Origin of the sequence: Leeuwenhoekiella palythoae (assembly GCF_900130045.1) — a bacterium.
In the GTDB taxonomy this organism is placed as follows: Bacteria; Bacteroidota; Bacteroidia; order Flavobacteriales; family Flavobacteriaceae; genus Leeuwenhoekiella; species Leeuwenhoekiella palythoae.
The window spans coordinates 1-26,477 of record NZ_FQXT01000002.1 but is presented as its reverse complement, the minus strand read 5'-3'; the positions used below and the strand labels follow the sequence as shown (position 1 = coordinate 26,477).

The window sequence follows — 26,477 nt, the reverse complement described above, 5'->3', positions numbered from 1 at the left end:
AATATATACAATGAGAAAAAACAGCATGTTATTTCTTGCGCTGCTTTTTGTGAGTTTTCAGCTTTCAGTAGCGCAAACCTCAAGCCTTGTTCAACCTGATGTTGCGATCTTTTACCCAAAAGATTTTAAGGCCTATAAAACCCTACCGTCTTTAGCGGTTACGCAAGATGTATCACAAGAAAAACCGCTTCCTGCCAATTGGGCTGTGAAGCCGCAGTTTTTGCAAATAGAAGGTAAAAATGCCGTGCAATTTATGTTTCCGGAACACGTAGATCTCTACGGAACCGGAGAAGTATTGGGTGACTTGCGTCGTAATGGAACCGATGTTACCCTATGGAATACCGACAATTATGAATACGGAAAATTTGAAGGAAAGCAATTGTATCAAGCGCATCCTTGGGTTTTGGGCGTTCGCAAAGACGGAACCTCATTTGGTATTTTAGCAGATCACAGTTGGCGCCAGCAGATCGTTCTCGACGATAAAGTGACTTTCATAAGTGAAGGGCCTACCTTTAGAGTTTTAGTGATCGAGAAAGATTCGCCTCAAGAAGTGATGAAAGCTTTAGGGGAACTTACAGGAACGATTGCGATGCCGCCACTCTGGGCTTTGGGCTATCAGCAATCTCGTTATTCTTATTATCCTGATACTAGTGTAAAAGAGTTGGCAGATGAGTTTAGAGCGCGTAAAATCCCGGCAGATGTGATCTGGATGGATATTGATTATATGGACGGTTTCAGAGTATTTACCTTTGATAAAGAAGGTTTTCCTGATCCTAAAGGCTTAAATGATTACCTGCACGACAAAGATTTTAAATCAGTCTATATGATCGATCCCGGGGTAAAACAGGACTCGTTATATACGATTTATCAGCAAGGTACAGCCGGTGATCATTGGGTACAGACTGCCGGTGGAAAAGAATTTAATGGCGAAGTTTGGCCGGGTCAGGTTGCTTTTCCAGATTATACCCAGCCACGCACGCAAAAATGGTGGGCGTCGTTGTATACCGATTTTATGAATTTAGGTATTGACGGCGTTTGGAACGATATGAATGAGCCGGCGGTTTTTGACGGCCCGGGGGGTTCTATGCCAGATAGCAACTTGCATCGAGGCGGTGGCGCTTTACCTATGGATAAACACTTACGTTATCATAATGTATACGGACTTTTAATGGTACGCTCCAGCCGTGAAGGAATTATGGCAGTAAACCCAGAAAAAAGACCTTTTGTGCTTTCAAGAGCCAACTTTTTAGGTGGGCAGCGCTATGCAGCTACGTGGACAGGAGATAACTCTTCTACTTGGGAAAACCTTAAAATGTCTATCCCAATGTCTATCAATTTAAGTTTGAGCGGTCAGCCTTTTAACGGTCCCGATATTGGTGGATTTACTAAGAGTCCAACCCCTGAAGTTTTTGCCAATTGGATCGCTTTAGGTGCGTATTATCCTTTCAGTAGAAATCACACCTCAAACGAGACCGAAGCGCAAGAGCCTTGGGCTTTTGGTGAAGAAATTGAGCAGGTATCACGTACAGCGATCAATCGCAGATACCGCCTATTGCCGTATTTATATACTTTATTTCACGAGGCTTCTCAAACCGGAATGCCCATTATGCGTCCTGCATTTTTTGCAGACATCACCGATACTTCTTTGAGAGGGGAGCAGCAGAGTTTCCTTTTAGGGGAAGATTTGATGGTTATTCCGCAATGGGCAGAAGATCTTAAGATGCCTCAGGGAGACTGGCAAGATCTTACGCTCGAAGAAAACACAGATAAATATCAGGCTACCGTTAAATTGAGAGACGGGGCAATTCTTCCCGTGGGTCCTGTAATTCAAAGTACCGTAGATTACAGCACTTCAGAAATCACCTTATTTATTAATCTAAATGCCGAAGGAAAAGCTTCAGGAAGTCTTTATGATGATGCAGGAGAAGGTTACGGGTATCAATCAGGCGATTATTCTATATTAGATTTTGAAGCTACCACAGTTGATGGTCAGGTTGAAGTACATATTGAGCAAACTGAAGGTTCTCGTAAGCTGGATCGTAAGTTTAAGATCGCTTTAGTGCAAGACGGAGCTGTAAAGTATTCTGAATGGCAATCTGGCGACACCATTAGATTGAATTAATTTTTGAATTAGATCTAAATCAAGAAGCTTCTCATTAGGGAAGCTTTTTTTATGCTTTGATTTTTATGTTGAAAAATAGACCGGGTCATAAATCTAAAAATCAATTTTTGTAAAAAAAATGCCCCTTGGCTATTCTGTTTTAATTTTTGAAAAATTCATGGCTTGTCAAAGCCTAAAAAATCACTTGCTGACCGATTTTTTAACAGTTCTGAGAGCTAAAAATCTTCGGTTTTTTGGACTGTAAAAGTGCTTGAATTTTAAATCTTAACATTTACAAATTAGGCGCTTAAGTTTCTGTTGTTCAGTATTTTAAAAAGTTTTCAAAAGAATCGTTGATAAATCGTTGAAAACCTTTTGAGCCACACTTCAAATTGTATTGAACAAAATTTAAACTTTACAAGTAGTTAAAAGATACTCACACTCAATTTTTTAGTTGCCTGTTTTTAAGACGGGTGTCGGCTTTTTAGTCGGTGCTGACGTGAGGATTTTTGACTTCAATTTTTACGATATAAGCGTTTCAATAGACATTTTAAGGAGATATCATGAGTTCACAAGAGATTAAAAAAATTATCAAAAGGGATTACAGCACGGCACCTTTTGTATTAGAAAAAATTACGAATGCGATAAGCAATGCGATGGCAGCTTTAGGACACGGGTCTGAGCAAGATGCTAAATTGATCTCAATGCAGGTGTATGAGGCTTTGTTGATCAATAAAGACAGTGAAGCAGACTATATCCCAACGGTAGAGCAAGTGCAGGATATGGTTGAAGAAAAGCTGATGAGCAGTGAATTTCATGATGTGGCTAAAGCGTATATCATCTACCGTAACAAGCGTGCGATAGAGCGCAAAACCAATATTTTTGAGAAGCGCATTAACCTTAAACCATACGAGTACCCAGAGCTGAATGAATATGTTGCCGCGATCAGACACTCGTATTGGATTCATACTGAATTTAATTTCACCAGCGATATCCAAGATTTTAAAACCGGTCTAAGCGAAGTAGAGCGCAACGCGATCAAAAACACGATGCTTGCTATTTCTCAGATCGAAGTTGCAGTGAAAACCTTCTGGGGTGATGTTCACCATCGTTTACCAAAACCTGAGATCGCGGCTGTAGGGGCGACCTTTGCAGAAAGTGAAGTTAGACATCACGATGCCTATTCACACCTGCTTGAGATTTTAGGTCTTAACGAAGAGTTCAAAGAACTTAAGAAGAAGCCGGTAATCATGAAGCGTGTGCATTATTTAGAGACTTCGCTCAAGCACGCTAAAAGTGATGATGATAGAGAATACACAGAGTCTATTTTGCTTTTTGCTTTGTTTATCGAGCACGTGTCGCTGTTCTCTCAATTCTTGATCATTATGGCGTTCAACAAGCATAAAAATATGCTTAAGGGAATTTCAAATGCAGTAGAAGCAACTTCAAAAGAAGAGCAGATTCACGGAGATTTTGGTGTAGATATCATCAACATCATTAAGAAAGAAAATCCAGAGTGGTTTGATGAAGACCACAACAACTTGATCAAGGACATGTGCTTGAGATCATTTGAGGCAGAAAGCAAAGTGGTAGATTGGATTTTTGAAAAAGGCGAACTAGACTTCTTACCAAAAGCAGTGATCAATGAGTTTGTTAAAAACAGATTCAATAAATCACTTGAAGCCATCGGTCTTGATAAACTTTTTGATATCGATGAAGCATTACTTCAGGAAACCGAATGGTTTGATGATGAAATTATAGGAACCAAGCACGGCGATTTCTTCGTAAAACGCTCGATCAATTATAGCAAAAGAACACAAAGTATAACCAGTGACGATTTATTTTAAGCCATGAGAGAAAACACTACAGATTTCCAAAACACAACAGAGACCCAAGTTCAACCTTCAAAAGAAAGCGATCTTTTAAAGGCGCGTCGTGACGCATTGCACGATGCTACCGAAAAGACCGAAGAAACAGAAGGATCATTTAAATGGCTTACAGAGCACAGCCGTAGCTTTTTAGCGGCAGGTTACCTTTCTGAAGGGGTGAGCGCAGAAGAGCGTATACGTGAGATTGCAGATCGTGCTGAAGAGATTTTAGAAATGCCAGGCTTTTCTGATAAGTTCTACAAATATATGGGCGAAGGCTATTTCTCATTGGCTTCTCCGGTTTGGTCAAACTTTGGTAAAAAGCGTGGTCTTCCTATCAGTTGTTTTGGGTCGCATATCGATGATGATATGGGTAACATTCTATACACACAGTCTGAGGTGGGTATGATGTCAAAACTTGGTGGTGGTACTTCTGGGTATTTTGGGAAAATACGTCATCGTGGTGCTGCGGTGAAGAACAATGGTTATGCAAGTGGAGCAGTACACATTATGCAACTGTTTGATAAGATGGTTGATGTAGTGAGTCAAGGTTCTGTGCGTCGTGGTAGATTCTCTCCTTACTTACCAATCAGTCACCCGGATATCAAAGAATTCTTAGAGATTGGTACCGAAGGGAACTCGATTCAGCAATTGACGCACGGGGTTACTGTAGATAGCACGTGGATGCAGGAGATGATCGATGGAGATACAGATAAACGTGAGGTTTGGGCCAAAGTATTACAGCGTCGTGGTGAGATGGGTTATCCGTATATTTTCTATACTGATAATGCGAACAACGGAAAACCGGATGTTTATAAAGATAAAGGGCACGATATCTATGCAAGTAACCTGTGTACTGAGATCATGTTACCTTCTAGTGACGAGTGGTCTTTTGTATGTGTACTTTCTTCAATTAACGTATTGCATTATGATAAGTGGAAGAATACAGATGCTGTAGAAACTATGGTGTGCTTCCTTGATGCAGTACTTACCGAATTTATTGACAAGCTTGAAGAGTATCGTGATTCAGACAATCGCGACCACCGCCAGACTTTTATGTTTATGGAGCGTGCGTATAACTTCGCAAAATCAAACAGAGCTTTAGGTCTAGGAGTATTAGGATGGCACTCGTTACTTCAGTCTAAGAGACACGCGTTTGACAGCCAGGAAGCTTACGACCTGAACAGTGAGATCTTTAGAGAGATCAAGCAACGTTCCTATAAAGCTTCAGAAGAGCTTGCAGAGAAATTTGGTGAGCCAGAAGTTTTAAAAGGCTACGGAAGACGTAACGCAACGCTTAATGCAATTGCACCTACTACTTCTTCAGCATTTATTTTAGGACAGGTTTCTCAAGGTATCGAGCCGATCTGGTCTAATGTTTATGTAAAAGATATCGCTAAGATCAAGACGACCATCAAAAATCCATTTTTAGAAGAGCTTTTTGAAGAAAAAGGTATGAATACTCCAGAAGTGTGGAGAAGCGTACGTGATAACGACGGTAGCGTTCAGCATCTTGAATTCTTAACGGAGCAGGAAAAAGACGTATTTAAAACCTATGCAGAGATCGATCAGATGGCGATCATTTATCAAGCTGCAAACAGACAAAACCATATTGATCAAGGACAATCAATAAACCTTTTAGTGCATCCTGATATGCCTATTAAGGAGATCAATAAAATTCATATCACCGCCTGGAAATTAGGTTTGAAGTCGCTTTACTATCAGCACAGTATGAATGCTGCGCAGAAGTTTAAGCAGAAAAAAGAGTGTGTAAGCTGTGAAGCTTAACTAATTGAAGCAACTAAAAAACCCGCCAATTGGCGGGTTTTTTTATTTAAATCTTTGAGTGTTTTATACCGTAACTGAATAGAAAAACCTAATGATGACGAGCTCAAAACATTAAATTTACTCGACGATCTTAATATAAGTGGAGGTTTAGGCTTTGCTATCTTGTTTTATCTGCCTAAAAACCAGTAATCTCAAATTCTATATACTTAAATGTGCTTAGATTATAAGTCGTATTTGTGTAAACATAACCGTAGTAATACGTGCCATTCTCCCAGGCCTTATTTCCCGTTACGAGATTAGAATTTGGTAAGTTATTATCTGCGTCAGCACCTATTTTGTACGCAGCGCCATACATATAATGATTATTGAAGTTTGTATTATAACTACTTTGAAAGGCTCTGATTTCATCATAGTCTGAGTGTTGTTTTAAATCAGTAACAATGGCTTTCGAAAAATCTATGTCTTCTACCGTTTCGGGTTTGTGATCAAAACTCTTTTTGATCAATAAACCATACATGATTCCATCGCCTTTTATATTACCAATTTGAACTGATGCCCAGATAGATTCATCCTTTCTAAATGAGGGGTTTTCAGTGTTTCTAAACTCCCCGTTGTTATAGAAGTTATTGAAGCCTCCTTTTCCATCGATGTCAATTTTGTCTACTCCAAAAGCGCTTACGTGTGGGAAAACATCAAGATAGTCTTCAATGTCAATCAAGCTGATCTTCCTTGTTTCCTCCAGACTCGTCCCGTTCATATCCTCAACGGTAATTTTAAAATCGTAGAGCCCTTTAGGAGCCTCTTCAGGAATGTCAAAATGTCGATGTAGCGTTGCGTTCTTTAATCCTGCGATTCTTTCAGTAAAAATCACTTCAAGCGTCCACTCATCTTCATAGGTTTCCTCATTCTTTTGTACAATGTTTATTCTAACAGCTTAAAGAAGGTCGCCTGCTAAAACTTCGGCATTAAAATGGAAATCACCGCCAACAACACCAATTTCATTATTGTGAAGACCAACTTCAATATCTGAAATGGTAGGCTCTGGTTTAGGACCTTCTATATTAGTTTCGTCCTCACTACACGAGGTAATCATCAGGCTAAAAAAAGCTGAAAAAAGGAACAGGGTAATTCTCGTTATAAAGTGTTGATTTATAATCTTCATTTTTGTTGATGCTAATCTGTTATTTTAATATCTATGGAGGTCCTGCTTTGCCATCCGGTTTCATCGGTAACAGAATATGCGCAGTGGTAATCGCCGGTGTCAATATCTTCAGGGATGCTCACTTCAATTTGAATTTCATATTCCGTAGGCCTGTTATCTAAACTGAAGTTTTCCATGTAGATCAACGGGTTTACTGCCGTTTTTACGGGTTCCAGATCGCAAGTAGCCGCTTGGTCGTCATGTGTGTGATGATCAAAGTTGTGATGTAAATCAAGACTGTATGAAGCCAGTGCGAGATTGTCTGTTACTCTTGCAGTAAAGGTGTAGGTCTCGCCGCGCTGTAGGGTTTCGCAACCTTGCGGAAAACCGGCACTGTAGTCTACTGTAATGGTTGGGCGTTCTTCATCTCTAACCGAATCACTATCTGACGAACACGATGCGATAAAAAGACTGCCAAAAACGAGTGTTATTAAAGCTATTCTTTTCATAAAAATTCATTTTTTCTCAACGATTGAGTAAGGTTTACTGAGCATAAGCTCAGGGTAATGCTATGTGTGGCTCAAAGCCACAAAAGCGATTAAAAACTAAATGCCTGCGCTTTGCAGGCATTTAGTTTTAATGCAGTTTAGGCAGTCACGTCAAGATGCGTGTCAATTTCAGAGATGTTACCCTCTTCATCTTCAATAGTGATAACCATGTGGTATTCACCTACTGGCGCAGTAGCGGGAACATCAATATGCTCGTGGAATTCTACTGAAGTTTCCCCGTGGTAACCTTCTTCAAAAATTTGCTCAAAATCCCATTCTGCTTCACCTTCTCCTACGGTGAGTCCGTGCGCGTGAATGTCAACGGTGATGTTGTGTACTCCGTGTACCGCTTCGATCAAAAATTCAGCATGAAAATCAGAACCGCGCGCTACGCTTTCATCAATTGAAAGGTTGCTGGTAGTAACAGGATCTAATACTTGAATGTGACCTTCAACTTCTGTGCTGTTTCCGTTAGTATCAGTAACAGTCAGTGTGATGTGGTATTCTCCCGCCGGAGCTGTCGCAGGAACATCTACGTGCTCGTGAAAAGTAGGGTTGATTACCAGATAGCTTTCATCTGTAAATTCTTGCTCAAAATGCCATTCTTCTTCGCCTTCACCAACTTCTAGATCGTGTGCGTGAATGTCTAAGGTAATACTGCTTACAGTAGCTTCTGCAACGATCTCTGCTTCCAAATGAATGTCAGAACCTTTGTAAGCTACCTGCTCATCGCCGTGCGTGCTTCCTTCTCCAAACTCAAAATTTGAGATGAGAGGAGCTTCTTCTACAATGACATCTGTGTCATCATCACTACACGAGCTTAAAGTAATACCCGCAAGTACAAATAGTGCTAAGTGTTTCATGTTTAGTTTCATAAAATTTAGATTTAGTGTTTATTGATTAATTAATAAAAGAGTTTAAAAAGGCAGGGTTAACGAAACCGATAGGTTCCTTCCGGCTTCCGGCACGTCGATGAGCCTGTAGAAGCTGGTATGATCATAATATTCTGTATTGAACACATTGTTGAGTTTTACGCGCAACAACGTGGGGTTTTGATTGTTAAACAGGTTGAGTTTGCTCATCACCGCGAGGTTGAGCATTTGGTAACCTGCTGTGATTTCTTCGGGGGGTACTATATCTGTTTGCGCTGCCGCAACACGCAAGTCGGCATTAAGATTCACGTCTTTAAAAAGGCTCCAATTGCCCAGATTATAATTTGCGGAAAGCATCCCGATCAACGGGGGAGAGAACGGTATGGTGAATCCTTCTTTTGGTCCGCTCGTTTGTCTTGAATACACATATTCTGCGGAAGCGTCTAAACGAAAATCTTGAGAGACCTGCATTCCTGCGGTTACTTCACCACCGGTCCGGAATACTTCAGCCTGTGTGTATTCATACACCTGAAGCGTTTCAACATAACTTGAAGTTGGGTTGAGGTAGATGTAATTTTCAAAGTAGTTGAGAAACGGACTAACCCCAAAATTGAATCTGCCGGCAGTATGGGTAACTTCGGCGTCTAGTTGATACGAAGCCTCCGGGTCCAGATCAAGATTTCCGCGCTCGTAGCGATACATATGATAATTCACCCCATCTGAAGCGAGTTCGTGCGCGAGCGGCATTCTAAAGCTCTTGCCGGCGTTCAGTTTATAGGTGGTGTTCCCGCGAATGTAACTGACGCCCACCGAACCGCTAAAACTTCCAAAATCAAGGGTTCTGTTTTCGGCGCGTTGTAGATATACGTTTGAGGTAGACCCATCAGGATTGTCCCGTGGCGATCGGTACCAATCATAATGCGCTTGGGTTGCTACGCGTCCCGCATCAAACCGCAACCCGCCTTGCAAGTGAATGTCTTCGGTTAATTCAAAATGATCAAATAAATAAGCTCCGGCAGTGTAGCGGTCATACGCCGGAATCAAGAATCCCCAGCCGCCAATGTTGTTGTTTTGTAATTCGGTATTGATTCCGGCAGAAAGGGTATGATTTTCAACTTTAAAAATATCTTTTGCATTTAGGGAATATGTGTTTTTTGTAAACACGCGTTCTCTACTGTTAGGCGGCGTAGGCATATAACCGTGAGGCACCGGCTCAGAATGTTCTTCACGCTGGTTATTTTGATAACCCAGGTCAAAATGCAAGGTGTGTTCATTCAGGTTTATCGTGGTATTATTGGTGACTTTAACGTGATTTACTTTATGAAAAGGCAGGTCGATATCACGATTTGAGGCGTCATAATCAATGGTTGAAGAACGCACTTCAAGTCCGTGCGCATTGGCGAAGAATCCGTTTTTTGCATTGACGTTGCTTACAAAGGTTTCAGACCTGAAATTGTCGCTTACATACCCAAAACTGAAACTTCCGTTAGCTTCTCGACCGGCGGTATTTCTCAAGTCGTTATCATACAACTCAAAGACATAATTCTCATAATTAATACGGTCAGTAGGTACTTTAAAGTCGGCATAATCCCGATAGGTAAGCCGCGCCCTATAATACCATTTTTCTTTTCTGCCTTGTACTCCTGCTGAGACTGCGAGAAGGTCATTATTGGTTTCACCCAGAACATTGACTTCTCCGCCAAACGAATTGATCGCAGGTGCTTTTGAAGGCTGAATATCTACCACACCGGCGATGGCATCAGAACCGTACATCAAGGAAGCCGGTCCTTTAATAATGCGAATATCTTGTATGCCGTATTGGTCGATCTCAAGGCCGTGATCGCTACCCCATTGTTGTGCCTCGTGCTTGATCCCGTTTTGAACCACGCTTACCCGATTAAATCCAAGTCCCCTGATCGTAGGTTTAGATTGCCCCGAACCAATGGTCATCGTGCTGACGCCAGGTATTTTTCTAAGGGTTTGCATCAGGCTGTTTTCGCGATTGGCGTGAAGAAATTCTTCATCAACGGATACGGAAACAGTAGCCGATTCTTTCTCGATACGCGAACTGGTCTTTCCTTGTACCGAAACTTCGTCTAGCGAGGTACTGCTAGGCTTGAGTTTGATGACTAAAGGTGTGCTTTGATTGGCGTTAAGTGTGAATTTCGCGGAAGCATAACCCAAATGCGAAACTTCAAAAACCGTTGAATTTTTAGGACTTTTCAGTTGAAAGGCACCCGAATCATCAGTAACGGCATACGTGTTTTCGCCCAGAATGGTAACTCCGGAAAGTGGCTTTAGTGAAACTGAATCTACAACAGAACCTTTAACGATCGAGGTTTGCTGCGCAAAGGAATATGTGCTAAGTACAAGACTTAGACATACAACCAGTAGTCTGAATAGCATGCGTAAAAAGAATAAGGATTAAACTTCCTTAGAAAAGGGAAATAGGGAAATCAGAGGGTTATCCTTCTCATACAATACAAGTGTTCTATAGGAATCAATACCTAACGACAAGCCACAAGAGCGCTATGCTTTTGAGGTCGTATTCTAATAAAAGAGGATAAGATTATGCTGCCGGTGGAGGCCGGGAAAATAGGTGATAGGAATATGATGTTCCTTGGTAAAAAACAGCAGTAGTAATAGGCTGTTTTTCTTGATATTCCGGGTAAAATGAATCAGGAACAAATGCTTCAGGCTCTTGTAAGATTACAGCAGTCTTATGCTCTGTTACCAAAACGTGACAAATCGCACAGTCGTCCTTTACGTCTGTATCTTCGTGAGTAAGCACGTGAAGACCGGCCATTTTCGTAGTAAGAAAAAAGGCTAGGAATAAAAGCGAGATGTACTGTTTTATTCGTGCGTTCATAGTGCGATACAATCACAATGCTACCTAAATACTGCGATAGCGCGGCAAAAATAGGAATTCCGTCTCAACTTTATGCAACAAAGTTGCGTTAATTTGAAAACGGAGTTCCGTGTGCTGGTTGTTCGATTTTATTTAGCAGCCACCAAAGAGAATACACTCGAGAGCAATTACTGCTGGAGCTGAACATCTAAATAAACCGAATGTCTATCATAGGTTTCAAAAAAGGGCTTAAAAGTTGTGTCGTCTATAGTGAACTCCAGTGCTTTTGGATCTCCGGAAATGGTTTTTCCGAGATCTTCGGCGTTGAGGGTGATTGTTCTAAAATCGGTGCGTGGGGCTTCTTCTTGTGCCGCTAAAAGTACGGGCCCATAAAACAGACTTGCGATATTTTCTTGGTCCATAATAGGGTCTAACCTAAATCCAAATGGAATTTTTAGTGCTACAGTATCCCCATTTTTCCAGCTTCGGCTAAGCTTCAGGTAGCTGCCGGGTATAGCATTTGTTTTTTGAATTTTTCCGTTGATTTTGACCTCGATGCCATTGGTTGCCCAACCGGGAATTCTCAAGTGTAGATCAAACTTTGCTTTTCCGTTGATGATCAATTTGGTTTGATCTTCTTGCGGATATGCCGTCACTTGTTGAATACTGATCTGCTGTTCGCTCCACTGTAAAGTAGATGGAACAAAGAGATTTACATAAAGCGCTTTATTATCCTTACTTTTAAAATAGATCGAATTTTGAAGCTTGGTGCTGCTTTCTATCGCGGTTCCGTTACAGCAGGTAAAACCACTCATATCTGCATTGCTAAACTGTTTTTTAGAGCCGGGACGCAACGGAATATGATAGGTATTCGCCGGAGTATGCTCTGCCACCGAAGCCAAGATCTGATTATAAAGCGCTTGCTCATAATAATCCATCAACTCGGGTTGCTGATTGTAGAGAAATAAACCACGACTTAATTTGAGCATGTTGTAAGTTCCGCAGGTTTCGTTTTGACCACCGGCTGATAACCCATTTTCATACAAGGTAGCAGGCTGTGCTACAAAACATTCTGCATTAGCCGGATTTCTAGCACCCGCGACACCGCCAATGCTGTACATGTAATCGTTTTTAGTTTTATACCAAAAATTATCGGCGATATGATAATAGGCAGCATTTTTTGAGTTTCGATATAATTCTAGCGCGCCCATAATCTGTGGAATGTGTTGATTGGCGTGTAGACCGCGATAAGTGTCTACATTTTTTGCGAGTCCGTGATTATGTTCAGCATCGCCATAAAATACCTTGATATTGTCAAACAACTGCGCTGCTTTCAGATAGTTTTCATTCTCGGTTATACGGTATAATTGGGCAAGCGACTCGTTGATGCCGCCAAACTCTCCGGCGATATAGGTATTCCACATTGTGATGAGCGTTTCCGTAGGGAGTTGGCTCAGGCGGGCATAGACCCAACTCGCCATTCCCTCTGCGGTATGTAATGCTTTTTCATTTCCGCTTACTTCATACACATCCAGAAGTCCGGCTAGAATTTTATGTAAGGTGTAATAAGGAGCCCAAACCTGTGTTTCCTGACCACCATATTTTGCGCCGTGCTCAAGCATTATAAATTGATCTGGTGGATAAGCGCTAATGTACCCTTCACCCCAATTCCAATAATCGGTACGAATACCCGCTTCGCTTAGATCTGATGAGTAAATCTCTTTATTTGGACCGGTAGGAACGGCAGTAGGATCGCTGACGAAATTTGCGCTTGCAGTTGCGGGTTTTCCCGAGCGTTGTGATAAATCATAAAGCGTATTTACCATATATTTCATCTTTGCTTCAAAATTTTGCTGAAGCGCGCTGTCATAGCCTGTACTCGCATAGGCTTGGGCGATTGCGGTTAAATAATGCCCGGTTGCGTGGCCGCGAAGTTTTGTTTCTTGCGTATCCCAAACGCCAAGAGGCATTGCTCCCTCAGGTTGTGGCTGCCCAAATGCATTTCTAAACATATACAAAAACGAGTCAGGGTTGGTGCCGGCCAGTGTAGTGATAAACTTATCGCGATTCTCAATAAATTTTGACTTTTGGCCCAAACGGTTTGCATCAAGGCTTACCTCATTTAAAGCAAACGCTTCAAGGGTGCGTTGCGGTGTTTCTTGGGCATTACCTTTTTTAACCACCACGGTCGCTTTAGGCTGAAAAGAAGTACCTAAAACTTGGCCTGTAATTTCATAAGTTCCCGGTTGTAGCACACTGCTGTTATCTGTTGGAGCCGGCCAGATCACACGAACTTTAGTCGTATTTACCGGTATTTTATACGTTGCGTCAACAAAACGAGGCAAGCGGGGAAGTTGGCCCACTACGGTTTCTACTGTAAGATCTGAAACACCTGTTAAGTAATGATTATACAATTGCGGCACATCATCAGCAAACTGCGGAAGGTTATCTTCAGGCTCGTGACGCTCATTGACCACACTTTCTTCTTTTCCGGTGGCGATGGCGTAAATGTTTTTAACTTGATTCTGACTCAGTGGTATTCGGTAGATTCTAAAATCGTGCAGCTTGGCTTGTAAGTTAGCCTCAGAAGCAGCAAGTGATTTGCCTAAGTACAGGGTATTATTTTCAGTATTGATTATGGTGTTCAAGTCAAATGCGCTCAACGTTTTTTGAGAAGCCAAAGCTCCATTGAGGTAGATTTCTAAGCGCTGAGCCGTAACATCTACAATTAATGCAAGATGCGCCCAAGTACCACTATTTAATTTTGAAAAAGTACCGGTGACAGCGTTAGCGTTTGATTTTAAAACAACATTTCCTGAGACCGGATTAACATAAAAATGCCGGGCTGAATCTTTACCAAAATCAAACAGTGTTTGGTTTTCAGTATTTTGATCGAGTTGAATCCAAGTGGAGATCGACAAGGATTCCATACTGTTTAAGGTGGTTTTCGGGAGTTGAACAAACGCCGCGTCAGTTAAAGAAAGCACCTTATTAAAAGTGGAGTCAGTGGTAAATTCAGCATTTTCTGATAAAGTGGCGTGCAGATTATTTCGCGACCAATCTTTAGCATTTCCATCAAAAATATAGCGTGCAATAAGCGCAGTTTCACCTATTCCGTCAAGCATTTGATCCCCATTTTGAGCAACTAATGTGGTGCTGTTAAGGCTTAAAACAGAAAGTAAGAAAACATAAAATATTCTGGAGAACTTCATAATAATAGGCATGACGCATTGTGATTGTGTTGTAAATATATCGTATTGAATTACTTGCTTTTGCTCATAATTTAGTCAATACTGGTATTTTTTTAGCAAAGATGCCGGAAAGCCATTTTTCTGTTGCGGTTTATAGAAGTGATAAAGTTTTAATGGTTAGAGGTTATTGATCTAAAGTGGTTCGGTTGTATCCAAAGCGGGTAATTTTTACGCAGAGTAACTTCTGAATCAAATTGATATTTGTCTGTAAATTGTTGTTTTTCAGTTTTTTAAATTTTTCAAAGGTATTTCGGATAGCTTTTTGATTTTAAGCGTGTTGACGTTCATCACATTTTAAAATTTTTGAGTTTATGGCACGTAGAATACATACATTTTTAGCGCTTTTGGTCGTGTTTTTAATGGTGTTAGCAACCAATAGAATCGATCAGCATCATTTTGAAAAAGCACAGGAAACCGTCAACGAAGTTTTTAAAGATCGTGTCTTAGTTCAAGGCTATATTTTCTCAATTGCCCAAGCTTTACACGAGAAAGAATTAATGCTGGTGCAGCAAACCTATAATCAATCTAAAACTACCAATGCCGCTATTGAAGACTTGATAGCCGATTTTGAAACCACCAAGCTCACGCGTTCTGAGGCAGAACTTCTCAGTCAGTTTAAAAGCGATTTTGTCGCCTTACAGAAGTTAGAAACGCGGTCAGAACAGCCTGAAATGGTTGCTCAACAACAACGTCAGATCGCAGACTTAAAAGAGTATTTAAGCAAGTTGTCTGAAATTCAGATCACCGAAAGCAGAAACCTCACAACTAGCGCGCAAAAATCGCTTGATATGAGTAATATGATCGCCAATTTTGAAATCTTCTTTCTCATTTGCATTGGGATCGCATTGCAGATCATTGTTTTTTATAAAGCTAAAAAGAGTGTTAAGGCTTAATTAATCGCACAGTCTTAGACGGCCGATTCTCATATTGTAAAAAGGTTAACTAACTTAGTAGAAATCTAAATGGATTCAATGAGCACTATTGAGGCAGCGTTAAAAGAACGTATTAAAGAATTGACGTGTTTGTATGAAGTTTCTTCAATTTTAGTTGATGCAGACCCTAAAGAACATATAAAAACATTTACGGCGATCGCGCAAAGTATAAAAGTGGGGTTTCAGTATCCTGAAGATACCGAAGTCGTGATTGAGCAAGGTTCGATACATGTTGCGACAGGAACTATTTTAACCGATAAATTTCTTTCCACAAAAATTAAAGTTTTTGATGCGGTTGAAGGGTTTATTAAGGTTTATTTGAACAAGGAATCTTTAGACTTTTTGCCCGAAGAGCAACCGCTTATAGATAACATTGGGATTAAAATTGGCGATTATCTGGATCGTGTAGCCAGTAAACAAAATGCAGCACGACTGCGGCAACAGATGGAACATGCTGACCGATTAGCGATCATTGGAGAGCTGACAGCTGGCATTGCGCACGAACTCAACACGCCGCTGGCTAATATTTTAGGCTTTGCCGAATTGCTCAAAGAAGATCTGGAAGAAAACTTTTCGGTAGCTGCGGATTTAGATAAAATTATCAAGAACGCGATTTTCTCAAGAGAAGTGGTTAAAAAGCTTATGTTTTTCTCCAGAGCGATGCCTCAAGAAAAAACTTTGGTCAATATTGTGCCACAGGTCAGGGAGGCGATGAATTTACTAGACGCAACTTTTAGGAAAGAAAACGTGCGTTACACGGTGACCATCGCTGATGAAGAAATGCTGCTTGAAGTAGATACGGTGCAGCTTACCCAGATTTTGTTTAACCTGACCATCAATGCGATCTATTTTTCACCACCTGATGGCTTGGTGCAAATCAAAGTAAATCAAGATGCCGAAACGATTTATCTTGAAATTATAGATGAAGGTCCGGGCCTTTCAGATGAAGGATTTGAGAAAGTGTTTCAACCCTTTTTCACGACAAAGCCTACAGGTTCAGGTGCCGGATTAGGATTAAGCGTGGTTCACGGAATCGTAACCAGCCATAACGGAAGCATTTCGGCAAAAAATAATGAGGATAAAGGTGCAACCTTTAAAGTAAGTTTACCCAAATAATGAGATTACGTAAAGAAAATATATTGATCGTAGATGATGATTTGCACATTCTAGAATTGCTGCAACGGCATCTGCATAGCTGGAATTATCATACGTACAGAGCGGTCTCTGTAAAAGAGGCGGTGGCGATTTTAAAAGATACGCACGTAGATCTGCTGATCACTGATTTAAAAATGCCTCAAATAGATGGTTTTGAACTCATCAAATTTGTTACCGAGCATTATCCTGATTTGCCTAAACTGGTGGTTACTGGGTTTCCTTCGGTGCAAGATTCTTTAAAGGCGATTAAGTCTGGCGTAGTAGAATACCTCACTAAACCGTTTACCAAAGGTGAGTTGCAGGCCGCCGTGGCTAAGGCATTGCCCAAGTCAGTTAAGGAGGTTGTCAAAAACGATACGGCAAAGCCCAAGCAACATGGGGAAATTATAGGTGCTTCAGAAAAGATAGAAGAAGTTTTACAGATCATAGATCGGGTAAAAGATAACAAAGCCACCATTTTTATCAATGGTGAAAGTGGTACTGGTAAAGAGCTTGTTGCCCGGGCAATTCATTACGAAGGTAAGTTTAGCAAAGCACCATTTATCCCTGTCAATTGCGGTGGAATACCTGAAAATCTTCTTGAAGCCGAATTGTTTGGGTATACCAAAGGGGCTTTTACAGGTGCTGATAAAGACCGAAAAGGAGCGTTTCAAGCTGCGCAAGGCGGAACTATTTTTTTAGATGAAATAGGTAATGCTTCGTTGGCGGTACAAGCACGACTGCTTAGGGTTTTGCAAGAAAAGGAAGTGGTTCGCGTGGGCGCACAAAAGCCCGAAAAAATAGATGTCAGGGTCATCGCAGCTACAAATAACAATCTAAGGGAAATGATTAAAAAACAAACCTTTAGAGAGGATTTGTATTACCGGCTGAGTGTTGTAGAGATTCCTTTGCCGGCCTTGCGCGAGCGTATGTCTGATATTCCGCTATTGGTAGATAAATTTCTATTTAAATATGGTGTAGAATATAAAGATCGCTTTATACGTATTGATCCAGAGGCACTAGAGATACTCAAGCGGTACACCTGGCCCGGAAATATTAGAGAATTAGAAAATATAATTCAGCGGGCGGTGATTATGTGTGATAAAGCCGTAGGCGTTAAAGATCTTCCTGATCATTTAAAATACAACCTTGAAATGCCGGAAAACAAATTGGTTTCTCTGGCAGAAATGGAACGCGACTACATCAAAAAAGTGCTTCGATCTACCGGAAATAACAAAACAAAGGCAGCAGAAATTCTTCAGATAACTCGCAAAACCTTGCGACATAAATTAGATAATTAAGCAATGAAAATCGGATAATTTTTACCCGTATCGTGTAAAAATTATCCGAATGTATTCTTCGACTAAAAATGTTTAAAGACATGTAAATAACTGAAATTCAGTTTATTGAAAACTGGTATTGATAGGTTTTTATAGTATTGGCACGTGCCTTGCCTTTATATAGGCAAGAAAATCAAATAATTAATAACTATAAATATCAATACTATGAGAACTTTATTTTTAATAGCCGCGTTGGCCCTGGGAACTGTATCTGTACAAGCACAAGAAACGTGTGAAACTCCAAAAGTAAAAGCAGGAGATGTTCTCAAAATTGCTGAGCCGGCGCACAGCTCTTATGATCATTTTAATTTTCCAAAAAGCAATTTTATCATCAAACGCGGAGGTATTGCAAATTACCGAGCGCTTATCAATCAAGAAGTTGAAGTGACCGATGTGACTATGAAGAATGGTTGTATCGCAAAAGTAGATGTAAAGCTCGCAAACGGAAAAAAATTCTTCAATACCGTAAATACAGTAAGTGTAGATTTTAAGGAAGCGCTTGCTGCCGGAGAGCTTAGGTTGAAGTAGTGTTTAGTTAATTAGCCATAAACTAAAACGAAAAAGAGAGAAACATATAGTCAGTTAGTTAGTGTGCGCTTGTTAAGGCAGTTTGGAATCTTCTGTTATAACGGGCGCGTTTCTCTCACTTTTTACGAGCTCTTTGCTTAAAGCTTTGTTTTGAATTAAACCACCCATTCCTGACAGCGTGTTGTAGGGATTACCTGTCTGGGAGTGGGTTTCTTTTTGAACTAGAAGAAAAGAATACTAATGCCTAAAAAGACGGTAAAACGCACGTTTAGAATTTCGAAATATATTATTTACAGAGAAACTTTTGTGGATTACAAAGAATATTTCTGGTCATTTCTAGGCGCTTTTATGGGGATTGGGATCATTGCCTATATTCAGTCGCGTTATTTGCTAGAAGTTGAGAATATATTTTTAATAGGCTCATTTGGAGCATCAAGTGTACTAGTCTACGGGGCGATAAATAGTCCGATGGCACAGCCGCGTAACCTTTTAGGAGGTCACCTGATTTCAGCACTTATTGGTGTGAGTGTAGCCAAGTGGATTCCTGATATTGTTTGGATCGAAGCACCACTAGCAGTTGCGCTATCTATTTTAGCGATGCAATTCACAAAAACACTACATCCTCCCGGTGGAGCCACGGCGCTCATTGCAATTATAGGAACATCCAAAATACAAGAACTGGGTTATTATTACGCGCTTTCACCAGTATTATCCGGTGCTCTCATTTTATACCTCACAGCACTCGTATTTAACAATCTTACCAAGCATAGAAGTTATCCGCTTAAAAAGCGATAGTACCTACTTAAAAGCAAATTGATTTTTGTGGTGAATTTCAATAAAAAACGGGCTTTACCTTGCGGTAGCCCGTTTTTATTTATGCTGCTAAGGAGCTAAAACTCGCAAGTTTTGTTTACTTAGAGCATATAATTTAAGTGTAAACCTAAGCGGTACTTGGCTTCAACGTTTCCGGCATTGAGACTTTGATACACCGGAAGCATAACATTCACTCCGGTTCCTAATTTTCCGAATGAGATCTCTGCGCCTAATCGGGCAAACATAACATTCCCTTTAGTGTCAGCCACAGGCAAGCCGTAACTTTCATTTTCGGCGTAAACTTCGCCTGCTAATCCCGCATAAGGAATGATCTTATCAATACTTAAGGTGTTGTATACTTTAGAAACATTAACACCATACGTAAATTGATTACCAAAATGATAATCCACATTATTTTCGGTTTTAAAAGTATAATTGGCCAGAACGCCCAATCCCCAAGTCTCATATCCCACCGAATAATTTGCGGCAAGAATATAATCCCAGCTACCTGTTCCTACCTGAAAACTTGGATTTACACTACCTTCATTATTGGCACGGTCGTAAGCGCCGGTAGGCATTTTAACACCACCACCAATCTCAAGCATATGCTTAATGCTGGTTTGCTGATTGGCATAAAGCCCATCTACTTTAGGAGTGATGAGTGAATAGAAAGCAAGAACACTAAGATCACCTATCCCATTGATGCTTTGGGATGAGCCGTCAACAAAATTACGGTTGTGAAAATGATAGGGTAAAATCGCGGTTACGCTTAACTTTTCGGTCACGGGAATTTTCCCCCAAAGCTGTAACGTATTGAAATTTTCCTCAACCCAAGGCGAGTTATTAAAAATTCCGTCGCGTGATTGATAGCGCTGATAGATGTAACGGATACCGATGAAATTTTCATTTCCGATAGTGCCGTAGCCCATTCCACCACCGGTGCTTCCGCAGCCGCAAAAGTCACATTCTTCATAATCATATTTGTAGAATGGATTAACAGCTGAAGCTATTGGATCTTCAATGGGTGTATTTGCATTAACCATTAAAGTTGCCAATAGTATAAAACAAGAACTTATATATTTTAGCATGTTTCTATTGATTTTAATATTCTGCAAAACGCTCGTCTTCCAGAAACTCATTATCGGTAAGGGTATTTAGAAAAGCGATCAGTGCTTCTTGCTCATCTGTGGTGAGCGCAATTCCCAAACGTTCATTTTGTTTTAAAATAGGATCTAAGGTCTCAGATTCCTGTACTCCCGAATTATAAAAATTGAGTACCGACTGTAAACTTCCAAAGCGGCCGTCATGCATATAAGGCGCAGTAATTGCTACATTGCGCAAACTGGGAACTTTAAATTTATAATTGTCTGCTGCGCTTCCGCTTACCTCAGCACGCCCAATGTCATCAATGCCCGGATAGGGTGGGAGCCCATTATTTCTAAATGAATTGTCAGTAAACAAATCGGTTGCATGACATGTAGCACATTTTGACTCAAAAACAGCGAGACCTTCTTTTTCTAAGTCTGAAAATTCGCCACCTTCCTCATTGCGAACATACTTGTCATACTTGGAGTTTGAAGAGATCATCGTTACCATAAACTGAGCGAGTGCTTTTAAGAAGTTTTCATTAGAAACTTCAGCATCTTCAAAAGCCGAAGCAAACAAGCGCTGATACTCGCTATCTGCCTGCAGCTTGCTCAGCACATTAGTCATCGTTTCTCCCATTTCTACTTCGTTAGTTATAGGAATAATAGGAAACAGGTCAAGATGTGAGGTCGCACCATCCCAGGCAAATTCGGTTTGAAAAGCCATGTTCTGAATTGCCGGAGCGTTGCGCGTTCCTTCAAGATCATCGATCCCGTGACTAAATTGGTGCCCGTGATGCGTAAAGGCAAAACGCTGCTCATGACAAAAACCGCAAGAGATAAATCCGTTAGCAGAAAGCTTTCCGTCATAAAATAACTTCTTACCCAGTTCTACTCCGTTTTTGGTAGGCGGATTCGCGCTGAGGTCATAATTGATCTCCGGAAAATTATCAGGAAGCTCTAGCACCAAAGCTTCGTCGATTGCAGTGTATTCTGCATCATCATTGCTGCTGCACGAAGCAAAAATGCATAGCAAAGCACAGCAGCTTATAAGCAATGATTTCATAGTATAACTTTAATTGAAACCTGTATGTACAGGAATCTAGTTAGATCTAATGCTCGATGTTTTCGCCGTTATGCACGTGGTCTACACGAAACATTCCTGTAGCATTCACCGCAATTTGCGGACTCTTAACTTCATCGATCATTACCACTGCTTTTTCTGAAAGAAGAATTTTAGTATTCCCGTCTAGAATTTCGTTAGCATCTACAGCAAAGTGCACGATAGGACTTAGCGATTCACTCACTAAAGCCGTTGTAGGTAGCTCAACAGTTACTTCTTTATAATTGTCAAGGCTGCTACCGTGGCTTCCCATGTGAATTTGAAAATTAGTAGCTTCGGTTACGGTAGCTGAGGTAAAGATCCCTTCAAAATTCAAGAATTTATAACCGGCTTGCCAGGACCACATCATTTCGGTTTCTTCAGCGATTTGTAAAAAATCTCCTTGACCTTCGGCGCCCTGAAGGTATTTTTCTTGATCTACTCCAACACCAAAACGCATTGCGACATAATCACCCGCAGGAATGTTCTCAAGTACTACTTCGTTCATCGCTTCTTCTTCAGAAACCACAAAATAGCTATCATCTTTTGGGTAAACATATTCATTACCTTCGGCATCAATAAGCACAAAGTTGCTTACGATATAATTGAAGCGATTTATGGTAAGGGTTTCGCCATTACTATTGGTGTATGATGATGTGCCTAGCAGCAAATCGTCACCATTTACACTGTTATCAAACTCAATGGTCAGGTTGTTTTCGCCAGATAATTCTTGAGTTGCATCATCGTCTGAAGAGCACGAAATTACACTAAGTGCTAGGGTTAAGATTAATAATTGAAGTTTTATTATAGTTTTCATTTCTTAATAAATATGGATTAATAGAATCCCAATAGGGAAGTGTAGGCGATAACTCGCCTTTAAAAAATAGCGCGACGTAGTATTGTAATCCACGTGCGCAAGAAGAATAGAATATTAAGAAATGGGAGGTTTTAGTAAAGCGGCTGTAAAGCCCTCAATTTTTTTGAAAAGATAATGATCTGTAGGTTGCGTTTTGGTGGCAGCTTGCGGCAACTCAAAACTCCAATCTGTTTCAGATACAAAATAGGTGATGCTCAACTGAAAGTTAAGTTTTCCTTCGCGTTGTTGCGCATCTTTTTTCTTTGAAGCTTCTTCGGCAAGGGCGTTCATGAGGTAGCAGCGTCCATTACAATTAAGTTCGGGACGGTCGCGGTTTACGCACAGCTCATCGGCTATATAGTCATAATTGACCATATAGTCGAGTAGGGGCGCAACCGGGCGAAACACCATCAGCGCAGTAAAAAGAAACCAGAATATTTTCAACCTGCTTACTTAAGGGTAGTTGTAGCCTCGTCTAAGCTCTTATGCGTAAAATCGCGTAAGTCTTTAACTTCCTGAAGTTCGCCTTGCAAGCCTTCAATGCCTTGCTCAAGTTCCTGAGCAGTCATTTTAGCCACGGGAGTGCGGTCTTTTACATAAGTATCTGTAAAATCATGCATCCAGTCCATCATACGGGAATCAGCCTTTTTTAGGTTTTCTAGAATTTGTTGGTCTGCCTGGCCAAGCGAGTCCTTAGCCTCTAGTTGCTCTTCAAGATTAGTGAGTTCGCTCATTTTAGGCATAAGTTCGTCATGAAGATCAATAACTTCAGTAAAAAGAGCATTGTATTGGTCGCGCAGTACAGCATTCTCATCACAAGAAATCAAGCTTGTTGCCATAAGAATACACAACAAAACGACGCGACATTTATTAAAAATGTACATTGTAAAAAGTTTAGTTTGAATAAAAAATAGATTTATGTAAACTAAACAATAGGAGGGCGGAAGAGACCGGTTGCGGTTTCTCTAGCGGAAAGATTAGGATAGAATGAAAAAGTAACTTGTGTTTCTTCAGCAAATACAATTGGGATCGAGAGCTCGTTTACTTCAATGATAAAAGGAAGCAACTCAATTGAAGACATAGTACTCTTTTTCTTTTGAGTAGACTCTTTTTCTGAAGCATCAGCGAGCGCTTGCATCAAGTAACATTTACCGTTACAATTTAATTGCGGTTTGTCTTTATTCTCACAAAGTACGGTACTGATATACTCATAATCAAGCGCATATTCTAAAAACGGAAATGCTGGGCGCAAAACCATTAGAAAGGCAAATATGATTACGAGATTTTTCACAGCGCAAAATTAATCTTTACGACTGAAAAAACACCTGAAAAGTAATTTTTAACGCAGTGAGGCTATTAAGTTTTTAAAAGAATCGAGGCGTTAGCATACGGTTGTATTCCTTAAATAATTCAAACCGAAGAAAAACTTCATAGGTCCCATTATTGTAAGTCGCATTTCCTAAATCTGTTGATTCTCTGTCATATGCGAAGCCAATAAGCAAACCATCATTCACCTGAAAAGCCGCCAAAGCACTCAATGCAGCACTCCAACGATAGGAAGCTCCTAAGGTCAATTTATCGTACAATAAAAAGTTTGCATTCACATCTACCGAAAGAGGTGCTCCTGCAACCATCTTAACCAATGTCGAAGGCTTAAATTTCAAATTTCGGTTGAGATCAAATACATAACCTGCTAAACCATAATAGTGAATTTCTTCCTCAGAAACAAAAGTTTGTGCTCCTTGTGAACCGCTTCGGTCAAAATGATCAGTACGCAATAACTGCGGAGCAGATAATCCACCGTAAAACTTGGCATCGTGATAAAAGATACCAACACCTACGTTTGGCGAAAGCTTATTATCAATACTCACTAAAAACGGATCATTCTGGTTAAATGGATTGGTTCGGCTAAAATCGACATCTAATAAATTCAAAGAACCTTTCAATCCAAAACTGAATTTACCCTCAGCACCCGTATCTATGGTATAACTAAAATCAGTATTAAAATAGGTTTCTCGTGCCGGTCCCAAAACATCATTAACCAAACTAAAACCCAGTCCGACTTTTCCTAAACCAATAGGACTATGTACTGATAGGTTTTGAGTGCTGGGCGCACCATCAAGACCTACCCACTGACTGCGGTGTAACAGCAAAATACTGGTTACCCCGCGGTTCCCCGCATACGCGGGGTTGATCACCAAAGGGTTGTACATATATTGCGTGTATTGCGGATCTTGCTGGGCTATACCTAAAGAATAGCTCAGCAAGAAAACCATCAATAAACTTATTTTAATTAAACTCAATTTCATGTGTTATTAAGATTTGGGTTGGGCATTTCGTTCATTATAGCAATTTAATTGATATAAATGTATCCTGCTTTCTGACGGGTATTGCCACGCTGAGTAACATATTCTAATACATAGAAGTATGTACCGGTAGGTAATAACTCGCCACTATCTATAACCACGCGACCATTAGAATATCCTCTAAAAGGTTCACTGCCGGGTTGACCGTAGTTTTCCTCTTTAAAGACTTCAACACCCCAACGGTTAAAGATTCTCAGGGTATTGTCTGGGAAGCGCTCAATTGCACCAATCACGAGTTGATCGTTAAGACCGTCTCCATTAGGCGTGATCACGTTGTAAATAAATACATCCTCAATTGAAAGCACTAGTCGCGTTGGGTCGTCTGGATTTCCGTCGCCATTAGCATCCTCATTCGTACTGTTAGTAGGATCATCAGAAATATCAGTCACAATAGTACTTCTCTGCGTAGTACCATATACGCTAGCGGTGTTATCAACATAACCTGTCATCACATCGCTGCGTGTTATTGCGTACTCTGCATAGAATGTAGTAGCATCAGATTCTCCCGGAGCCAGACTTATAGGTCCGCCAATCACGGTAACTAATTCATCAGTAATTGTGATATTATTGATCGTAGTATTACCTGTGTTGGTCACTACAAACGTATATCTGATAATATCACCTAAATCAGGTATGTTACTGCTGTTAGCATCTACATACTCAGCCATCTTTAACAGTTCGATACTTGCATCTTCATTGATGACAAATACTGTAGGATCTTCAAAATCACCGTCATTGTCTTCGTCAACATTTAAAGCATCAGTAGGATCGTCAGAGAAATCATCAATCAATACACCATTAGTGTCAACACCTGTTGCCAGCGCAATGTTGATTACTTCTCCAGCTTCAACATCGGCAGGAGTTATAGTGTATTCTGCACTAAAACTACTAGCATCAGACTCACCCGGAGCAAGATCTATCGGTCCGCCCGTTACAGTAACTAAGTCATCAACGATAGTGATGTCATTAATAGTAACGCTACCATTGTTATTAACGGTAAAGTTGTAGATCAGATTGTCTCCAGAATTCACAAGACCATCACTATTGGTGTCTTCATAACGTACGACCTTAAGTAATTCAAGATTAGAATTTCCATTCAGAAGCGTAACTGTTGCATCGTCATCACGACCGGTGTCATCTGCCGCATTTCCACTATCGGAAACATCACTGATCGTGTTGTCGTTCTCATCTATACCTGAAATACTTGCGGTATTGATCACCCTTCCAAAATCAATATCAGATTGAGTAATGCTATAGTCAATCGTTAATGATGCACTTTCTCCAGGAGCTAAGCTTGAAGGTGTAATTGCAAGATCAGCGATGCCTAATTCTGAATCAGTAAGTCTAAGGTCATCAATAACGTAACTGCCGGTATTTGTTATACTGAACGTGTACGTAATGATATCACCAATATTTACCGAAGCATTTGCGTCAGTGTCAACAAAGACAGCATCTTTAATAAGTGCTAATCCTGATTCTTGTACTACAATGGTGATCTGTGCACTATCACAGTTGCCCGGATTGAGTGTTTCACAAATACTGTATGCTACGGTATAGGTACCTTGTGGTGTATTTGGTGGTACGATCAGGTTACCATTGGCATTGATTGCCACACCGTTAAGTCCACCATTGTTCACGATATAAATATCCGCATCATCTACTGGTGCACCATCTAAGGTATCGTTAAGGGTTACATCACCTGCGATACCACCGTCAACCCCATTTACCGGAGTCAGACTAAAGTCATCATCCTCTGCTACTAAAGTACCTGCTGCGACGCTAATGGTTACACTAGCAGTCTGACAGTTACCAGGATTCAAGTTTTCACATACCGAGTAGGTGAAGGTATAGTCTCCTGCTACGGTATTTGGCGGCACGATGATGTTTCCGTTATCGTTGATTGC

23 protein-coding genes are annotated in these 26,477 nt (G+C 40.6%); 8 read left to right on the top strand and 15 right to left on the bottom strand.

What is annotated here, in order from left to right; all coding sequences use genetic code 11:
• The first annotated feature begins 10 nt into the window (after positions 1-10).
• The 3 genes from BUA96_RS03615 (at position 11) to BUA96_RS03605 (ending at position 5,757) form a co-directional block, all read left to right on the top strand.
• A complete protein-coding gene (locus BUA96_RS03615) occupies positions 11-2,122 on the top strand; it encodes a TIM-barrel domain-containing protein (RefSeq protein ID WP_072980541.1) in 2,112 nt (703 codons plus the stop codon).
• Positions 2,123-2,664: 542 nt separating this feature from the next.
• Complete coding sequence (locus BUA96_RS03610; RefSeq protein ID WP_072980540.1) at positions 2,665-3,948, top strand: ribonucleotide-diphosphate reductase subunit beta; 1,284 nt, start codon at positions 2,665-2,667, stop codon at positions 3,946-3,948.
• 3 nt (positions 3,949-3,951) lie between these two features.
• Positions 3,952-5,757: a ribonucleoside-diphosphate reductase subunit alpha gene (locus BUA96_RS03605; protein ID WP_072980538.1), complete on the top strand. Its 1,806-nt coding sequence runs from the start codon at positions 3,952-3,954 to the stop codon at positions 5,755-5,757.
• 175 nt (positions 5,758-5,932) lie between these two features.
• Here the strand turns inward: BUA96_RS03605 and BUA96_RS03600 are convergent, their stop codons facing one another.
• The 7 genes from BUA96_RS03600 to BUA96_RS03570 all read right to left on the bottom strand — a co-directional run bounded on the left by BUA96_RS03600 (position 5,933) and on the right by BUA96_RS03570 (position 14,390).
• A complete protein-coding gene (locus BUA96_RS03600; protein ID WP_262490502.1) occupies positions 5,933-6,676 on the bottom strand; it encodes a DUF4625 domain-containing protein in 744 nt (247 codons plus the stop codon).
• A 15-nt stretch (positions 6,677-6,691) separates the two neighbouring features.
• Positions 6,692-6,850, bottom strand: a complete 159-nt coding sequence (locus BUA96_RS17240) for a hypothetical protein (RefSeq protein WP_164916908.1) — start codon at positions 6,848-6,850, stop codon at positions 6,692-6,694.
• Positions 6,851-6,930: 80 nt separating this feature from the next.
• On the bottom strand, positions 6,931-7,407 hold the full coding sequence (locus BUA96_RS03590; protein WP_072980532.1) for a DUF4625 domain-containing protein: 477 nt from the start codon (positions 7,405-7,407) through the stop codon (positions 6,931-6,933).
• Positions 7,408-7,544: 137 nt separating this feature from the next.
• Positions 7,545-8,321 (bottom strand): DUF4625 domain-containing protein, encoded by a 777-nt coding sequence (locus BUA96_RS03585; protein ID WP_072980530.1) that lies wholly within the window; start codon positions 8,319-8,321, stop codon positions 7,545-7,547.
• 42 nt (positions 8,322-8,363) lie between these two features.
• Positions 8,364-10,724, bottom strand: coding sequence for a TonB-dependent receptor (locus BUA96_RS03580; protein WP_072980528.1), 2,361 nt, complete (start codon positions 10,722-10,724; stop codon positions 8,364-8,366).
• A 163-nt stretch (positions 10,725-10,887) separates the two neighbouring features.
• A complete protein-coding gene (locus BUA96_RS03575) occupies positions 10,888-11,187 on the bottom strand; it encodes a hypothetical protein (RefSeq protein ID WP_072980526.1) in 300 nt (99 codons plus the stop codon).
• Positions 11,188-11,354: 167 nt separating this feature from the next.
• Positions 11,355-14,390 carry a beta-L-arabinofuranosidase domain-containing protein gene (locus BUA96_RS03570; RefSeq protein WP_233430604.1) on the bottom strand — a complete coding sequence of 1,012 codons (3,036 nt, stop codon included), beginning with the start codon at positions 14,388-14,390 and terminating at the stop codon, positions 11,355-11,357.
• A gap of 338 nt (positions 14,391-14,728) precedes the next feature.
• On the opposite strand from BUA96_RS03570, the gene BUA96_RS03565 reads away from it, so the two are divergent.
• The 5 genes from BUA96_RS03565 to BUA96_RS03545 all read left to right on the top strand — a co-directional run bounded on the left by BUA96_RS03565 (position 14,729) and on the right by BUA96_RS03545 (position 19,146).
• The gene (locus tag BUA96_RS03565) at positions 14,729-15,310 is read left to right on the top strand and encodes an MCP four helix bundle domain-containing protein (protein WP_072980522.1); all 582 of its coding nucleotides are present in this window, start codon (positions 14,729-14,731) and stop codon (positions 15,308-15,310) included.
• 78 nt (positions 15,311-15,388) lie between these two features.
• A complete protein-coding gene (locus BUA96_RS03560) occupies positions 15,389-16,465 on the top strand; it encodes a sensor histidine kinase (RefSeq protein ID WP_072980520.1) in 1,077 nt (358 codons plus the stop codon).
• Complete coding sequence (locus BUA96_RS03555; RefSeq protein WP_072980518.1) at positions 16,465-17,784, top strand: sigma-54-dependent transcriptional regulator; 1,320 nt, start codon at positions 16,465-16,467, stop codon at positions 17,782-17,784. The genes BUA96_RS03560 and BUA96_RS03555 overlap by 1 nt, the downstream gene beginning before the upstream one ends.
• Before the next feature lie 204 nt (positions 17,785-17,988).
• Positions 17,989-18,351 carry a hypothetical protein gene (locus BUA96_RS03550; RefSeq protein WP_072980516.1) on the top strand — a complete coding sequence of 121 codons (363 nt, stop codon included), beginning with the start codon at positions 17,989-17,991 and terminating at the stop codon, positions 18,349-18,351.
• Between the two features lie 240 nt (positions 18,352-18,591).
• Positions 18,592-19,146 carry an HPP family protein gene (locus BUA96_RS03545; RefSeq protein ID WP_072980514.1) on the top strand — a complete coding sequence of 185 codons (555 nt, stop codon included), beginning with the start codon at positions 18,592-18,594 and terminating at the stop codon, positions 19,144-19,146.
• 119 nt (positions 19,147-19,265) lie between these two features.
• On the opposite strand, the gene BUA96_RS03540 is transcribed toward BUA96_RS03545, so the two are convergent.
• The 8 genes from BUA96_RS03540 to BUA96_RS03505 form a co-directional block, all read right to left on the bottom strand.
• Positions 19,266-20,252, bottom strand: coding sequence for a transporter (locus BUA96_RS03540; RefSeq protein ID WP_072980512.1), 987 nt, complete (start codon positions 20,250-20,252; stop codon positions 19,266-19,268).
• 13 nt (positions 20,253-20,265) lie between these two features.
• The gene (locus BUA96_RS03535) at positions 20,266-21,315 is read right to left on the bottom strand and encodes a cytochrome-c peroxidase (protein WP_072980510.1); all 1,050 of its coding nucleotides are present in this window, start codon (positions 21,313-21,315) and stop codon (positions 20,266-20,268) included.
• 46 nt (positions 21,316-21,361) lie between these two features.
• A complete protein-coding gene (locus BUA96_RS03530; RefSeq protein WP_072980508.1) occupies positions 21,362-22,168 on the bottom strand; it encodes an MbnP family protein in 807 nt (268 codons plus the stop codon).
• A 114-nt stretch (positions 22,169-22,282) separates the two neighbouring features.
• Complete coding sequence (locus tag BUA96_RS03525; RefSeq protein ID WP_072980506.1) at positions 22,283-22,651, bottom strand: hypothetical protein; 369 nt, start codon at positions 22,649-22,651, stop codon at positions 22,283-22,285.
• 5 nt (positions 22,652-22,656) lie between these two features.
• Positions 22,657-23,091 (bottom strand): hypothetical protein, encoded by a 435-nt coding sequence (locus BUA96_RS03520; protein ID WP_128755647.1) that lies wholly within the window; start codon positions 23,089-23,091, stop codon positions 22,657-22,659.
• 41 nt (positions 23,092-23,132) lie between these two features.
• Complete coding sequence (locus tag BUA96_RS03515; RefSeq protein ID WP_128755646.1) at positions 23,133-23,498, bottom strand: hypothetical protein; 366 nt, start codon at positions 23,496-23,498, stop codon at positions 23,133-23,135.
• Positions 23,499-23,571: 73 nt separating this feature from the next.
• Positions 23,572-24,516 carry a PorP/SprF family type IX secretion system membrane protein gene (locus tag BUA96_RS03510; protein ID WP_072980500.1) on the bottom strand — a complete coding sequence of 315 codons (945 nt, stop codon included), beginning with the start codon at positions 24,514-24,516 and terminating at the stop codon, positions 23,572-23,574.
• Between the two features lie 44 nt (positions 24,517-24,560).
• Positions 24,561-26,477 (bottom strand): DUF7507 domain-containing protein (locus BUA96_RS03505; RefSeq protein ID WP_139248994.1); only part of this gene is annotated, 1,917 nt, incomplete at its 5' end.